This window comes from Treponema succinifaciens DSM 2489, assembly GCF_000195275.1.
Lineage (GTDB): Bacteria > Spirochaetota > Spirochaetia > Treponematales > Treponemataceae > Treponema_D > Treponema_D succinifaciens.
The window spans coordinates 793883-807409 of the sequence record NC_015385.1 but is presented as its reverse complement, the minus strand read 5'-3'; the positions used below and the strand labels follow the sequence as shown (position 1 = coordinate 807409).

Genomic DNA, 13527 nt, shown 5'->3' with positions numbered 1-13527 from the left:
TTTCTCCTTTGATTAATTATATATTGGTGGCACATCAACTAAATCGCCATTAATACAATATTCTATCTTGAATGCAGTAGGTCTTGCTCCATTACCATCATATAAGATTTCTATCTTTAAATCAGTAATTTCATCAGGCGGTACTTTTTTTAATGCTTTTTCCCACTCCCTTTCAATCTCACGATACTGTTTTAAATTTACATCTTTTGCCTGTGAAACAATATTGTCAAGTTCTGGAGATCCTCCAAATACATCAGCAATAAGATGACCAGCATGGTCTCCGCCTAGCTTACCTGGTGTGTTAGGATTATGTTTTAATCTTTCAAGATGTTTTTTCAAATGCAATTCATCAGCAGAACAATTACAAATCCTACCAAATTCATCCGTTTCGTATAAATATTTATGCTCACCGACTGAGTATTTTATGTTAGGTTTTAATTTTCCATCTTTTTCGAATGGTTCTGTAGTAAATTCCTTTGAACCTAAGTTCTCAATTTTTGGTGTTTCAGAATTATTTTTCTTTAGTCGTGATTTCTTGCCCTTCCCAAAAACTTTTTCTTCAAACTCGTCAATCTTATTACTGACGAAATCAGAGGCCTTCTTCAAATTCTCGTTGGCTCCTGCAAGAACCTCGTTTACCTTGCTCCCGTACTTTGAGTTACCAGCTTTCTCAATCCATTTGTTTACCATTACGGTCGCATCGTCTATGCTTGTCGTGAACTTAGTCTTTAGTATCTTGAACGCCTTCTGCACATCGTCCGCATCGAGCTTCCGCAGGACTTTCAGGACTGCATCGTCCGCCCCTTTTATGATTGCCTTGCAGCCCGCCTTTATCACATCTCCTGCATAAGGAACGCAGCCAATTGCCGTTAAAAGCAGCGTTACCCAAATCATAACTTCGTTCACGCGTCTGTCTATGACAAGTTTTTTGAGGCAGGCTGTTATATCACGGGCATCGCAGACCTGACCGACTCCAGGAATGAAGTTCAGCCCCATATCGATGAGGATTTCCGTTCCTGTCGGGTTATCGTTGTATTCGCCCTGCAGTGCTCCCCATAATGTGTTCCAGAAAGATTTCTCATTCTCGATTTTGTCAGGATTCAATTCTGTTTCTGTCTTTTCATCCTCAACGATTTCAAAATTCCCCTGTGGGAATTCCGATTTCAATGACAGATTGTTGTTGTCTGCCATTTTCCTGCACATTAAAAGGAATTCTTTCAGGTCTTCAAGTGGCATTGTTTCAAGGTCATGCCTGTAATCTTCATCATCATTAAGTATGGAAATGACCTCGTGCATCTGATCATAAAGTTCTAAATCATCTTCCGACAGACTCTCCATGTTGCTGGTGCAGTAACAGGCATGGGAAAACATAAAGCTGTCTATGGAGCCGTTTATGAGATTTATAGCACTGCTTCTTGTGAGCGATTCCGCTGCCATTACCTTATCCTTTCCTTCATGGCTCTTATTATGTCGGTATTGAACTCCTTCTCGGTTTTCCAGAGGTGTTTCCTTATATACTCTTCCTTTTTGAGGTAGTAGTTCATGTTGCCGAATTTCATCTCGTCTTTCGTGAGTCGGGCTTTGTCCTGCTCGTAATGCTCGTTGACAATCAGCATCCGCTCTTCTTCTGTCATTCTGCTACCATCTCCTTAAACTGAAAGGTTCATCGAACATGTCTTGTGCCCATTCCTGCAGGGAAAGCAAATATCGCAGCTGTTCCGCATTGGCCATGCTTCGCAAATTGCTTTCTACATTGTGTTCAAATTCTGTGGCAACCTTATTCAGGAATATTTTGTACTCTTTTTCTGTGGTTTCCCAGTATTTCCCGGGAGCATACTCAACATACCGGACTTCCTCGCCGTTGTGAAGGTGAAGCGTCTCGTTGAAATTTGCCTCCATTTCAAGCTCATCAACGGATTCATTTATGCGTCCTTCTGAATACTGCTGGACATGGGTGAGCTCATGCTCAACGATTTGGTCGGTTTCAGTCGAGCCCGGATTATACTTGCTTTTTCTTATGTGGATTCTGTTTTCGACGGCAAAGCCCAGAAGTGCAGGACTTAATATGAATTTGTAATCCGGGTCAAGGTAAATCATAGTATCCTTGAGCTTTGTATCGTGTCGTAACTCAAAGTCGTTCTTTGTCTGCTCGTCAAGTGGGATTATTTGTGAGGGAGTTGAAGACTTTCTTGTTTTCCTGCGTTCTCCAGCTTTGGTAACGAAAGAAAAGATTTTTTTAGTAGAGCTATTACATTCCATTTGCTAACCGATATATTGATATCATAATTATAACTTTCTTTTATTTTGAAATCAAATTTTATATGCCCCCCACGCCAGTGGCGTGTGAGCATAACAATGAGTTAGACAATATGTAGTGCCACCAGGTTTGCAGAATCGAGGGTTCGGTCGTAAACTTGGAATAGAAAACAACAAGCATGACCTGCCTCATGCAAAAAGGAGCACTACAATGAACAATGTAACAGAGAACACAAAAGTAATCTATGTCGGAATTGACGTGCACAAGGACACAAATTCTTTCTGTGCTTATGACAGCCGTGAAGACAAATTATTCGCGGAGCACAAAAGCTCTTCCAAATTTGAAAACACGCTTCACTACCTGAAGAACCTTCAAAAATCAGTCGGGCAAGATGCAGTTTTTCTTATTGGATACGAGGCAGGTCCCACAGGATACGGACTTTAGCAGAAAACTTCAAAAAGAAGACTTCGCCTGCGTCATTATCGCCCCATCGACAATAGCAAAGGCACCTGGTCAGAAAGTCAAGACAGACAGGATGGACGCCCGCCTTCTTGCAAAGACTCTCGCCTTCAAAACCTACAGCCCTGTCTGCCTTCCTTCTGAAAAACTTGAGGCGATAAAGGAATATACACGGGTCAGGACGGCAAAAATCACCATGCTCAAAAAAGCAAAGCAGAACCTCCTTTCTTTCCTGCTGCGAATGGGCTTGCCTTATCCTCAGAGCGGCCATTACTGGACGCAGGCTCACATGGCTTGGCTCAGGACGATGAACTTCGCTGACAAGTGGCTTCAGGAATCATTTGAGGAATATCACGCCGAAGTAATAACGCTCATGGACAAAGTTCAGAGAATTGAGGCGAAGATTCTGGAACTCTGCAAGGATGATGAAGTGAGGGAAAAAATTGATGCCCTGGTGTGCATCTCTGGAATCAGTTATGTCTCCGCCATTTCGATTGTCGCGGAAATCGGGGATTTTTCCCGTTTTTCAAAGGCGAAGTCCTTCGTAAGCTTTACAGGACTTTGTCCCGGCGAGGATTCAAGCGGAAACAGGGTACGGCACACGGCGATTACTAAGGCTGGGAATTCAAGAGTCAGAAGTCTTCTTGTTGAGTGTGCGGGAAGCCTTAGAATGCATTCTGTTGTCACGGCAAAATCAGTCAGGGTAAAAGAGCGGCAGAAAAATGCGTCCGCCGCCATCGTTTCTTACGCGGACAAGTGCACGCTCAGGCTCAGAAAAAGAATGCTTTATCTTTCCCAAAAAGGGCTCCCCTACAATCTAGTAACGACGGCGGGGGCAAGGGAGCTTGCATGTTTTGTCTGGGGAATGATGAATTTTGTTGACAACAGGAAAACTGCCTTGAACAAAATTGATGAGGGGGAGCTTTCCGACATTCAAAAAACGGTCGAGGAGTTTATTGCGCAATGAAATCAAATCACCTGCGGGATGAAACTTTCGCTAAAGATATTCTGGCGAAAAATTAACTTGTATCATAACGGAAGGAATTTGTGAGCATTTAAGGAATTATCTTCGAGCGGTTTATGAGCGGGAAACTTTTTAACTTCCTATGCTCGCAGTTAGAGAGAAAGAATTCCAGGCGGACCATTGACCTGTCGGTAAACCTGATTTTCAGGCGAATCCACGTATATCAGAATGGCCATGTGCCGATCTATCGCTTTCCTTCCGTTTTTTTTTATATTTTTTCTCAAAAGGAGTTTTTTATGTTGACAAATGGCACAACATATCAAACCGCAAACCGGCTTGACCGGTTTGTCGGCTTTGAACTTCTTGTTATGTGATTATTCTATTAACAGTTTTATATTATCTATAACAGAATTAATTTCCTCTTCTGTCGCTTTTTCTATAAAATCACAATGTCTTTGTCTATAATCAAGATTTTTTACCTGATCGCTTAAGATGCAACCATTTATTGAATGATTGTCCAATACAATTTCAAAAGGATATCCCTTGATATGGCTTGTTATAGGGCAGAATAGAGCAAGTCCAATTTTCTGATTGTATTTTTTCTGAGATATACAAATTGCAGGGCAGCGACCTTTTTGTTCATGTCCTGCTTGCGGATTAAAATCGAGCCAGACTAAATCACCTTTTTCAGGAACATAATTTAAATTTACCATTCTTCATTACCTACCGAACTGCCGGTTGATATTTCTGAATGAATGTTTTCTGAAGTAACCATATCCAGCATATCATCAAGAGTTTTTTTCTGAGGAAGAATTACTATTTTTCCTTTTTCAGCGATTACTTCAATTTTACTACCGTTCTTTACATTGTTGTCTTTTGCCCAAAGTGACGGAATTCTAAAACCGAGACTGTTACCCCATTTCTGAACTACAGCTTCCATAATGCTACCTCCATATATTAAGTATATACATTGTATATCTTTACTGTCAAGCTCAAATGTATAAAAAAGGCGGGCTTGACCCGCCGTAAAAATCTAAAAGCTATGCTTCACGGATTTTTGCTTTTACTTTTTCTTTCAATCCTTTTGTAATCGGATATTTGTCAATTTTCTCACACATTTGTTCTCTTGTAAGATTATCTTTTTGCATAATTTTCTTACAAGTAGCAGTAATAATTGCTGAATATCCATACTTTGAAATAACTGAAGCACCAGCACCTATTACTATAAGTGTAATTACACCACCAATCATGCCGCCAGGTCCCAATAAAGCTAATGTTGCTGTTATTGCAGCTGCACCAGCTAAACCTGTTGTACTCATAATGATTAGAAACACAAGTGCTGGAACTCCTATACCTGCTAATCTTTCGACAAATTCATCCATAAAATCCTCCTTAGATTTTACTTTTTTGTCATTCAACGAATGACTTTTGAGAAAATTTGTTGGAGGATTTTTTCTTGTAACACAAGTGGGCCAGTGGCCCATCCGCCTAACTAGCGTTTTAAACCGTAAAAACGGTTTTGCCGTAGGCAAAATTGGCGCAAAAGTTGCGGTAGCGCAAAGCCACGAATAGCAACTTTTGTGACAAAGTTTTTATCGGTTTTGAAAACCATGTTAGGCGATTATCTACCAAATTGTCTTTACATCATACAATGGAATTTTTGAGTCTTTTGTAATAATTGTAAAATCATTTTCTTTTGCCATAGCAATCAACAGTCTGTCAAATGGATCTCGATGAACATCAGGCAACGTTTTTATCAATTCCAATGAGGTTCCTGATACAGCAAGCTCCTCGAATTCTTCCACCCTGCAGGCTTCGATAATTTCAGAAATTGACTGTTTATATTCAAGAAGTTTCCTAGTCTGCTTTATGGCAATTTCCCATAGTGAAACTTTACTGTAATAGCAATACTCATTTGTGATCAGTTCTTTTGCTGTTGAGGAAAGATTATTATCGTCATATAAATACCACAGCAGTGCATGTGTGTCTAAAAGATATTTCACATATACTCCTTAAAATCTTCTAAAGGCTCATCAAAATCTGGAGACATATAGAAATTCGGATCTTTTAAAATTCCAGGGTGACGATTTGGAAACTTTTTCTTGGAAGATTCGTTTTGTTTTTTGTATAGAATTTTATATTCAAGCAATTCCAGGTAATTATAGACTTCAACCAGATATTCTTCTGGAATTTTTTTCAATTTTTCCTGTACTTCAGTCAAAGGCATATGTTCCTCCTTGCAACCAAATTTTCCCTTTATTATATCATAGAATTTATTTTTTTTTCGACTTGAAAGTGTGTTTTTATGGAATTACCCCAAGCCTCAGTCTATAAAAATAATACGGTATGTTTATTAATAAAATTACAATACTTATAATCTGGAGCTTTTTTATTTTTACTTTTGTGCCAATAATCATCAAAACCGTCGCTATGCATAATGGGACTGCCATCAAATTGTAGTGAAAATAGCCCTGTAAATCTCCTTTTAGCAAGGAAATCAAAGCTCTTGTTACTCCACAGGTGGGGCATGGAATATTAAAAATCTCTCTAGTAATGCAGGTCATAAGTTAATTTGAAAAAAATTAAAGGAAACTTTCGGGCTTGAACCGAAAGTTTCCTCATCTCCGATTACAGAATCTTCATCAATTCATTGTAATTGTATTCTTTAACTTTCTTTGTAATGCCAATCAAATCGATGAGCCAAAGAATACCGCATAAGCCGGCTGTAAGAAGTTTCAAAATTCCCATACCTGTTTCCCCCAGCATAAAACGGTCAACTCCAAGTTCTCCAAGGAAAATACTTACAAGAAGCATAGTTGTCGGGTCTTTCAGTTCAACAGAACTGATTGTGGCATATCTTGAGTCATCAATTTGTGCCATTTTTTCACGAATTAGTACTGCTTTTTCAGCTGGCAATTTTTTACCATTTGCTACAAAAAACATGTCAATTTTGTTTGTGTCCATAAAAATCCTCCTACGATTTTTACTTTGTTTGTCATTCAACGAATGACTTTAGAGAAAAATGTTGGAGGATTTTCTTATTAACAATAAGTGGGCCAGTGACCCATCCGCCTAACAATATTTTAGACAATATGTAGTGCCACCAGGTTTGCAGAATCGAGGGTTCGGTCGTAAACTTGGAATAGAAAACAACAAGCATGACCTGCCTCATGCAAAAAGGAGCACTACAATGAACAATGTAACAGAGAACACAAAAGTAATCTATGTCGGAATTGACGTGCACAAGGACACAAATTCTTTCTGTGCTTATGACAGCCGTGAAGACAAATTATTCGCGGAGCACAAAAGCTCTTCCAAATTTGAAAACACGCTTCACTACCTGAAGAACCTTCAAAAATCAGTCGGGCAAGATGCAGTTTTTCTTATTGGATACGAGGCAGGTCCCACAGGATACGGACTTTGCAGAAAACTTCAAAAAGAAGACTTCGCCTGCGTCATTATCGCCCCATCGACAATAGCAAAGGCACCTGGTCAGAAAGTCAAGACAGACAGGATGGACGCCCGCCTTCTTGCAAAGACTCTCGCCTTCAAAACCTACAGCCCTGTCTGCCTTCCTTCTGAAAAACTTGAGGCGATAAAGGAATATACACGGGTCAGGACGGCAAAAATCACCATGCTCAAAAAAGCAAAGCAGAACCTCCTTTCTTTCCTGCTGCGAATGGGCTTGCCTTATCCTCAGAGCGGCCATTACTGGACGCAGGCTCACATGGCTTGGCTCAGGACGATGAACTTCGCTGACAAGTGGCTTCAGGAATCATTTGAGGAATATCACGCCGAAGTAATAACGCTCATGGACAAAGTTCAGAGAATTGAGGCGAAGATTCTGGAACTCTGCAAGGATGATGAAGTGAGGGAAAAAATTGATGCTCTGGTGTGCATCTCTGGAATCAGTTATGTCTCCGCTATTTCGATTGTCGCGGAAATCGGGGATTTTTCCCGTTTTTCAAAGGCGAAGTCCTTCGTAAGCTTTATAGGACTTTGTCCCGGCGAGGATTCAAGCGGAAACAGGGTACGGCACACGGCGATTACGAAAGCTGGGAATTCAAGAGTCAGAAGTCTTCTTGTTGAGTGTGCGGGAAGCCTTAGAATGCATTCTGTTGTCACGGCAAAATCAGTCAGGGTAAAAGAGCGGCAGAAAAATGCGTCCGCCGCCATCGTTTCTTACGCGGACAAGTGCACGCTCAGGCTCAGAAAAAGAATGCTTTATCTTTCCCAAAAAGGGCTCCCCTACAATCTAGTAACGACGGCGGGGGCAAGGGAGCTTGCATGTTTTGTCTGGGGAATGATGAATTTTGTTGACAACAGGAAAACTGCCTTGAACAAAATTGATGAGGGGGAGCTTTCCGACATTCAAAAAACGGTCGAGGAGTTTATTGCGCAATGAAATCAAATCACCTGCGGGATGAAACTTTCGCTAAAGATATTCTGGCGAAAAATTAACTTGTATCATAACGGAAGGAATTTGTGAGCATTTAAGGAATTATCTTCGAGCGGTTTATGAGCGGGAAACTTTTTAACTTCCTATGCTCGCAGTTAGAGAGAAAGAATTCCAGGCGGACCATTGACCTGTCGGTAAACCTGATTTTCAGGCGAATCCACGTATATCAGAATGGCCATGTGCCGATCTATCGCTTTCCTTCCGTTTTTTTTTATATTTTTTCTCAAAAGGAGTTTTTTATGTTGACAAATGGCACAACATATCAAACGGCGGCAAGCTTGACTTGCCGTCCGCTTTGAAGTGCATGTTATGCTTTATTCTAAGATTGAGGCATATTTCATAGTTTTTACAAATGCACTAAAGCCTGAATATAAATCATAAACACTTTCATCTTTTGTAGAAAATTTTTAACAAATAAAAAAGATATCTTTGTTTATTTTTTGATTTGTAGTATTCACAGGAATCGTTATTATCTAAACTCATAATTACGATAGTATTCCAGTCTCCAACTTTACCACTATAAAAGTCCAAATTTTTACATTTTTGCTTTTGAACCTTTATATTGGTTAAATCAATATTTGAATACTGATATAAGTCTCCATATTCTCCTATCATTAATGTTCCAGACACTGCTTCTGCAGAAATGTCAAAGATTACTTCATCATTATCAATAGAAAAATTAATTTTTCCGAGATTTTTTCCAGTTACAAGGTCATTTACCGAATATTCAGTTTTATCTAATTCATGCAATAGGTGATATTCGACATACGGAGCTCTGTTATCTTTCTTAGCACAAAAATTTATCAAACAACAAAAGAACCCAATTGGAATGTATATAAACAGATATTTCTGCCAAGTTTTCATTTTTGTTCCTCAAATAATTTGTGATAGTCTATATTATGAAAGTAGGAAGGAGATTTTTCACTTCTATCGTCTTTATATACAGCTCCATGTGTATTGTATTTTGAAAAATTATATAAGATTTCCGCTTTTTAATTTATATCCTTTTTTAATATATAAATATCTTGTAAGAAATTGTCTCCATATATGTAAAATTTATTTTTATAGTATGTTACCCAATAGTTAGCAATTTTTTGTTTTGCGATACCATTTTCAGTTTCAATTTCAAACTGCACATCAATATCATAAACATGTTTACATTCAGGAATTTTTACATCTTTGATTTCTTTAATTGATAATATTTTATAGCTATTGATTAACAACACATTATTTCTAAAGGGGCCTATTTCAAGATATTCGGGCATATCTGCCATTTCCTTGTTTTCATAATCCATATAATAGTTTTTCATTTTTTCTGTAATATTGGACTTATACTTTGCATGTTCAGAAGAAACTGTATTTATATATTCTTCAATGAATGAATTAACGTTATTCTTTTTGTTATTAGAACAACTTTGCAAAAATAATAATAAAAACTGGAAAACTATTAGTCTTGTAATAGTTTTTATTCGATTCTTCATTTTTATGACTCGTGGTATCTAAAATATTTGTAATTTATACCATTAATTGGCAGTATATAAAATATTTAATTCATATCTTTTTCAAGAATGAAAATATCTTTTAAGAAATTATCTCCATAAATATAAAAATTATTATTATGTGATACTATCCAATAGTCTATTTTTTTTACATACTCTTCATTTTCTTTCGATTTATCATAAATTATAAATTGAACATTTACAGAATAGCCATCAATATCTTTATATGGTAATTTCTTAATTTTCTGAATTTCAAAATTTTTTACAATTATTATATTGTTTCGAAATCCACCCATTGCTAAAAATTCTGGCATATCTGCCTTTTCTTTATTTTCATCATCATAAAAATACTCTACCATTTTATCAGTTATATTTGTTTTATATTTTTCATGCTCAATCGATACCGTTTCAATATATTTTTGTATAAAAACTTTAATTTCATTTGTGTTATTACCTTTACAAGCAAATAAAACAATTACAAATAAAAGTATACTAATAATATTTAATTTAAGTTTCATTAATTTACCTTGGAAAAATCGAGATATTCTTCAGTATTTATGAGACCTATATTTTCTTTAAACATCTTCCATTTATTATTAACTAAAATCTGCCAATATCCATTATCTGGATTAGGAAGGATTTTTTCACATGTAGCATTAAGAACAAAATCACCTTGAGTATTTATAAGTCCGTATTTTATTGAACCATCTATAGTTAAAGAAAAAATAGCAATATTTTGAACGAAATCTGATATAAAAGTAAAATTATCTGGGAAAGATTTTATTATGTTTTCATTTAAGTCTATTAATTTCCAATTTTTAATTTTTGCAGCTAATACTTTTCCTGAATAATTTAATAACTGCTCATATTTTGGTTGTATTACCCAATTCCCTTCTTGGTTTAATAAACCATATAAAGAATTTTCATCCTCAGCAATTAATAAACCTTCTTTAAATTCTGCTCCTAATTGTTTATATTTTGGAGGTATAGCAATTTTTTTATCCGATTTTATCATACCAAACACTTTTTCATCGTTATTGTAACCATAAAATCTTGCAAATCCATTTGAAAAAGGTTCATATGAATATGTGTCTGGGAGTAATAATTTTTTTTGTTTGATACCTTTATTATCAAAAAATAAAAAAACATAGTTAGATTTTTCTTTAGTTATAATACATTCGCTATTCATTGAATATATAAAATCAGATTTGAAAACTTGTTCACCTTTATAATTATACAAACCATGATAATAACTTTCATTTGAATCATTAACAAAATAGAAAAAACCATTATAGCAGTATGTATGACTAAGAGGTTCTGTTTTATAAGAATATAGAACCGAACCAGATGTATCTATAATATCACATACGTCACCTTCATTGCCTGTGATGCCAAGTGCAAATCCATTTGAAAACGGCTCAATATAACTGTAACGAGGATATAAAACAACTTCTTTTGTTTCAGGATTAAATAATCCATATTTTTGATTATATACAAATCTAACAGGTGACGAATTATTTAATGATTCTGTTGCATTGTTCTTTGAACAAGATACTAATAATAGTGATAAACATAAGAGTAATATTTTTTTCATATTTATTTTCCTAAAGGTAAATATCTAAAATTTGAATAATCAAAACCATTTTCAACCTGCGCAAGGTTCCAATTTTCCCTTATTTTTTGTTTATTTCCGGTAAAATGCGTAAGATTAAAAGAATTATCTTCTTTTTGTACAATTGCCATATGTGGAGAATTTTCAAACTTTTCACCTGAATTTGCCCACATTATCATAACATTCCATCCTTCAGATGGAGTAGTCTTCCATTGTGAAGAATAAAAGTCTTTGTAATTATTTCCTATATAGTTTGGTGTATTACAAACTTTATATCCAGATGGCGATGGCCAATCCGATGGCTTCTTATTAATAAGTTCAAGAACTCTGGTACTATAAACATCACAACAAGGACTTGATAAATCATCTGTTTTTACAGTCTCCATTAATTCCTTGAAACTGATAGAAGTTTGTGTTTCTTTTTTTTGAGAACTAGATTTATCGTTTTTGGAACTTTTGCAAAACAATTCATTCCATTTTCTATCGATCCATTCCCAAGCTCTATTAACCATATCAAATTTTATTTGTGTATCTATTTCATTACGTTTTTGGTAATCAATTAAGACTTGCTGAAATAAACTAACTTTTTCAGCACCTTCTTCTTTAGATGAAGCTTTTCCGGCTGCAAGTTGAATAAGATTATATTGATCATCAGTAATCAATCCCTTATCATGAGCTTCTTTTATTTTGCTGGCTTCTATTTTTCCCGGATTTTTGCTCCACTTATTATTTTCTGTGTCATATTCATAGCCTGCAGGTTTCATTAATGTAACAAAAGCATTGTCAATTTCAAGCCAAGCCTCCAAAGTACCTTGTCTTCCAGTTGAACCAGAGTAAACTTCGTTTCCAGATGTATCAAATACTTTTGAACTGTTCCCATCATCAACCAAATCACAGGTTTCGTTTACTTTCCAGTAACTGCCAGTGGAGTCGAAGGCGTAGTCTGCGAAGTCCTTAAGTTCCTCTTCGCCGAAAATTTTCTTGATGTAATGCAGGATTCCGTACTCCGGGAATTTTTTGTAGATTTCCTCCCCGTAAGTGCCTGCAAACGACTCTATGATTTTAGTGTCGCTTAGAACTATGTCGCGAGTTTCGCCTTCAAGGGTGTCCGTGACGGCATTTCTCTTGAACTCATGGGCTAGGGTAATCGCAAGCCGAATTTCATTTTCCGGAGTGTCCTGAATAAGTTTTTCGCTTATGGCATGGCAATAAAAATCATTTATCTGATTTGTCTGTCCCAGCTGATTCTGAGACATATTATCAAAACTTATTTTTCTTTTGCCTTTGCGATATTCAGAAACGGCTTTTTGAATCTGAGCGTCACCGTGCTGTTCAAGTTTTTTGATTGATTTTTCTACTATGGTCGTATCTTTTTTTTCATCCTCAACGATTTCAAAATTCCCCTGTGGGAATTCCGATTTCAATGACAGATTGTTGTTGTCTGCCATTTTCCTGCACATTAAAAGGAATTCTTTCAGGTCTTCAAGTGGCATTGTTTCAAGGTCATGCCTGTAATCTTCATCATCATTAAGTATGGAAATGACCTCGTGCATCTGATCATAAAGTTCTAAATCATCTTCCGACAGACTCTCCATGTTGCTGGTGCAGTAACAGGCATGGGAAAACATAAAGCTGTCTATGGAGCCGTTTATGAGATTTATAGCACTGCTTCTTGTGAGCGATTCCGCTGCCATTACCTTATCCTTATTCTAAGATTGCAGCATATTTCATATCTTTTATACTTGCACAAAAAGCAGAGTAAAGATTATATACACTAGAATCTTTTGTAGAGAAATTATAATCACCGTTTTTTAATAGAAAAAATAGATATCGTCTTCGGTTTTGAGATTTATAAAAATCATGATAATCATGATTATCCAAACTCATAATTACTACAGAATGCCAATCTCCGACTTTTCCAGTATAGAAATCCAAATTCTTACGTTTTATCTTTTCAATTTTAATTTTATTTAATTCTATTTTTGGATATTGATAATAATTTTCTCTACTTCCAACCATGAATGAACCTGATATCTCTTCTGCATGTAAATCAAAAAAACTCTGTTCATTATCATTTGAAAAAATAAATTCACCAATTGTTGTACCTGCATAAAGGTCTTTTGCTGAATATTCATTTTTTTCAAAGTCATTAAAGAGATGATATTCAGCATATGGTGTTTTGCTATCCTTTTTTGCACAAAAATTTATTAAACAACAAAAGATACCAATAGGTATATATATATATAAAGATATTTCTGCCATGTTTTCATTTTATTG

At 36.1% G+C, this 13527-nt stretch carries 19 protein-coding genes; 3 read left to right on the top strand and 16 right to left on the bottom strand.

The features are described 5' to 3' along the window. Nucleotides 1-12: 12 nt before the first annotated feature. Genes TRESU_RS15355 through TRESU_RS03795 form a run of 3 tightly spaced genes read right to left on the bottom strand, consistent with a single transcriptional unit; the run spans nucleotide 13 to nucleotide 2259 of the window. A complete protein-coding gene (locus tag TRESU_RS15355) occupies nucleotides 13-1437 on the bottom strand; it encodes a DNA/RNA non-specific endonuclease (RefSeq protein WP_013700984.1) in 1425 nt (474 codons plus the stop codon). Then, complete coding sequence (locus TRESU_RS03800) at nucleotides 1437-1634, bottom strand: hypothetical protein (protein WP_013700983.1); 198 nt, start codon at nucleotides 1632-1634, stop codon at nucleotides 1437-1439. Before TRESU_RS03800 ends, TRESU_RS15355 begins: the two co-directional genes overlap by 1 nt. A gap of 4 nt (nucleotides 1635-1638) precedes the next feature. Beyond that, nucleotides 1639-2259: an eCIS core domain-containing protein gene (locus TRESU_RS03795; protein ID WP_013700982.1), complete on the bottom strand. Its 621-nt coding sequence runs from the start codon at nucleotides 2257-2259 to the stop codon at nucleotides 1639-1641. Between the two features lie 115 nt (nucleotides 2260-2374). On the opposite strand from TRESU_RS03795, the gene TRESU_RS15505 reads away from it, so the two are divergent. Together TRESU_RS15505 and TRESU_RS03785 are read left to right on the top strand one after the other, a co-directional pair. Beyond that, nucleotides 2375-2701 (top strand): IS110 family transposase, encoded by a 327-nt coding sequence (locus tag TRESU_RS15505; RefSeq protein ID WP_245535703.1) that lies wholly within the window; start codon nucleotides 2375-2377, stop codon nucleotides 2699-2701. Continuing rightward, complete coding sequence (locus tag TRESU_RS03785) at nucleotides 2664-3683, top strand: IS110 family RNA-guided transposase (RefSeq protein WP_245535702.1); 1020 nt, start codon at nucleotides 2664-2666, stop codon at nucleotides 3681-3683. Before TRESU_RS15505 ends, TRESU_RS03785 begins: the two co-directional genes overlap by 38 nt. A gap of 371 nt (nucleotides 3684-4054) precedes the next feature. On the opposite strand, the gene TRESU_RS03780 is transcribed toward TRESU_RS03785, so the two are convergent. From TRESU_RS03780 to TRESU_RS03750, 7 genes are all read right to left on the bottom strand, one after another. Beyond that, on the bottom strand, nucleotides 4055-4393 hold the full coding sequence (locus tag TRESU_RS03780) for a type II toxin-antitoxin system PemK/MazF family toxin (protein WP_013700981.1): 339 nt from the start codon (nucleotides 4391-4393) through the stop codon (nucleotides 4055-4057). After that, on the bottom strand, nucleotides 4387-4620 hold the full coding sequence (locus TRESU_RS03775) for an AbrB/MazE/SpoVT family DNA-binding domain-containing protein (RefSeq protein WP_013700980.1): 234 nt from the start codon (nucleotides 4618-4620) through the stop codon (nucleotides 4387-4389). Before TRESU_RS03775 ends, TRESU_RS03780 begins: the two co-directional genes overlap by 7 nt. A 100-nt stretch (nucleotides 4621-4720) precedes the next feature. Next, a complete protein-coding gene (locus TRESU_RS03770) occupies nucleotides 4721-5062 on the bottom strand; it encodes a hypothetical protein (protein ID WP_013700979.1) in 342 nt (113 codons plus the stop codon). 243 nt (nucleotides 5063-5305) lie between these two features. Next, nucleotides 5306-5683 carry a type II toxin-antitoxin system VapC family toxin gene (locus tag TRESU_RS03765; RefSeq protein ID WP_013700978.1) on the bottom strand — a complete coding sequence of 126 codons (378 nt, stop codon included), beginning with the start codon at nucleotides 5681-5683 and terminating at the stop codon, nucleotides 5306-5308. Next, on the bottom strand, nucleotides 5680-5907 hold the full coding sequence (locus TRESU_RS03760; RefSeq protein WP_013700977.1) for a DUF2281 domain-containing protein: 228 nt from the start codon (nucleotides 5905-5907) through the stop codon (nucleotides 5680-5682). The genes TRESU_RS03765 and TRESU_RS03760 overlap by 4 nt, the downstream gene beginning before the upstream one ends. A 76-nt stretch (nucleotides 5908-5983) precedes the next feature. Beyond that, nucleotides 5984-6244 (bottom strand): DUF2752 domain-containing protein, encoded by a 261-nt coding sequence (locus TRESU_RS03755; RefSeq protein WP_013700976.1) that lies wholly within the window; start codon nucleotides 6242-6244, stop codon nucleotides 5984-5986. Nucleotides 6245-6308: 64 nt separating this feature from the next. Beyond that, complete coding sequence (locus TRESU_RS03750) at nucleotides 6309-6644, bottom strand: TM2 domain-containing protein (RefSeq protein ID WP_013700975.1); 336 nt, start codon at nucleotides 6642-6644, stop codon at nucleotides 6309-6311. Between the two features lie 133 nt (nucleotides 6645-6777). On the opposite strand from TRESU_RS03750, the gene TRESU_RS03745 reads away from it, so the two are divergent. Further along, a complete protein-coding gene (locus TRESU_RS03745; RefSeq protein ID WP_245535699.1) occupies nucleotides 6778-8085 on the top strand; it encodes an IS110 family RNA-guided transposase in 1308 nt (435 codons plus the stop codon). A gap of 441 nt (nucleotides 8086-8526) precedes the next feature. Here the strand turns inward: TRESU_RS03745 and TRESU_RS03740 are convergent, their stop codons facing one another. From TRESU_RS03740 to TRESU_RS03715, 6 genes are all read right to left on the bottom strand, one after another. Continuing rightward, a complete protein-coding gene (locus TRESU_RS03740) occupies nucleotides 8527-9003 on the bottom strand; it encodes a hypothetical protein (protein WP_013700974.1) in 477 nt (158 codons plus the stop codon). A 128-nt stretch (nucleotides 9004-9131) separates the two neighbouring features. Then, nucleotides 9132-9620, bottom strand: coding sequence for a hypothetical protein (locus TRESU_RS03735; protein WP_013700973.1), 489 nt, complete (start codon nucleotides 9618-9620; stop codon nucleotides 9132-9134). Between the two features lie 65 nt (nucleotides 9621-9685). Beyond that, complete coding sequence (locus TRESU_RS03730; protein ID WP_013700972.1) at nucleotides 9686-10156, bottom strand: hypothetical protein; 471 nt, start codon at nucleotides 10154-10156, stop codon at nucleotides 9686-9688. After that, nucleotides 10156-11232 (bottom strand): WG repeat-containing protein, encoded by a 1077-nt coding sequence (locus TRESU_RS03725; RefSeq protein WP_013700971.1) that lies wholly within the window; start codon nucleotides 11230-11232, stop codon nucleotides 10156-10158. The genes TRESU_RS03730 and TRESU_RS03725 overlap by 1 nt, the downstream gene beginning before the upstream one ends. A 2-nt stretch (nucleotides 11233-11234) precedes the next feature. Beyond that, on the bottom strand, nucleotides 11235-12944 hold the full coding sequence (locus tag TRESU_RS03720) for a hypothetical protein (protein WP_013700970.1): 1710 nt from the start codon (nucleotides 12942-12944) through the stop codon (nucleotides 11235-11237). 10 nt (nucleotides 12945-12954) lie between these two features. After that, nucleotides 12955-13512, bottom strand: a complete 558-nt coding sequence (locus TRESU_RS03715) for a hypothetical protein (RefSeq protein ID WP_013700969.1) — start codon at nucleotides 13510-13512, stop codon at nucleotides 12955-12957. Between the last annotated feature and the right edge of the window lie 15 nt (nucleotides 13513-13527).

Excerpts from the sequence above, each read along its gene's own strand:
- TRESU_RS15355 (WP_013700984.1), bottom strand. The coding sequence starts at position 1,437 with ATGGCAGCGGAATCGCTCACAAGAAGCAGTGCTATAAATCTCATAAAC.
- TRESU_RS03800 (WP_013700983.1), bottom strand. The coding sequence starts at position 1,634 with ATGACAGAAGAAGAGCGGATGCTGATTGTCAACGAGCATTACGAGCAG.
- TRESU_RS03795 (WP_013700982.1), bottom strand. The coding sequence starts at position 2,259 with ATGGAATGTAATAGCTCTACTAAAAAAATCTTTTCTTTCGTTACCAAA.
- TRESU_RS03780 (WP_013700981.1), bottom strand. The coding sequence starts at position 4,393 with ATGGTAAATTTAAATTATGTTCCTGAAAAAGGTGATTTAGTCTGGCTC.
- TRESU_RS03775 (WP_013700980.1), bottom strand. The coding sequence starts at position 4,620 with ATGGAAGCTGTAGTTCAGAAATGGGGTAACAGTCTCGGTTTTAGAATT.
- TRESU_RS03770 (WP_013700979.1), bottom strand. The coding sequence starts at position 5,062 with ATGGATGAATTTGTCGAAAGATTAGCAGGTATAGGAGTTCCAGCACTT.
- TRESU_RS03760 (WP_013700977.1), bottom strand. The coding sequence starts at position 5,907 with ATGCCTTTGACTGAAGTACAGGAAAAATTGAAAAAAATTCCAGAAGAA.
- TRESU_RS03755 (WP_013700976.1), bottom strand. The coding sequence starts at position 6,244 with ATGACCTGCATTACTAGAGAGATTTTTAATATTCCATGCCCCACCTGT.
- TRESU_RS03750 (WP_013700975.1), bottom strand. The coding sequence starts at position 6,644 with ATGGACACAAACAAAATTGACATGTTTTTTGTAGCAAATGGTAAAAAA.
- TRESU_RS03740 (WP_013700974.1), bottom strand. The coding sequence starts at position 9,003 with ATGAAAACTTGGCAGAAATATCTGTTTATATACATTCCAATTGGGTTC.
- TRESU_RS03735 (WP_013700973.1), bottom strand. The coding sequence starts at position 9,620 with ATGAAGAATCGAATAAAAACTATTACAAGACTAATAGTTTTCCAGTTT.
- TRESU_RS03730 (WP_013700972.1), bottom strand. The coding sequence starts at position 10,156 with ATGAAACTTAAATTAAATATTATTAGTATACTTTTATTTGTAATTGTT.
- TRESU_RS03725 (WP_013700971.1), bottom strand. The coding sequence starts at position 11,232 with ATGAAAAAAATATTACTCTTATGTTTATCACTATTATTAGTATCTTGT.
- TRESU_RS03720 (WP_013700970.1), bottom strand. The coding sequence starts at position 12,944 with ATGGCAGCGGAATCGCTCACAAGAAGCAGTGCTATAAATCTCATAAAC.
- TRESU_RS03715 (WP_013700969.1), bottom strand. The coding sequence starts at position 13,512 with ATGGCAGAAATATCTTTATATATATATATACCTATTGGTATCTTTTGT.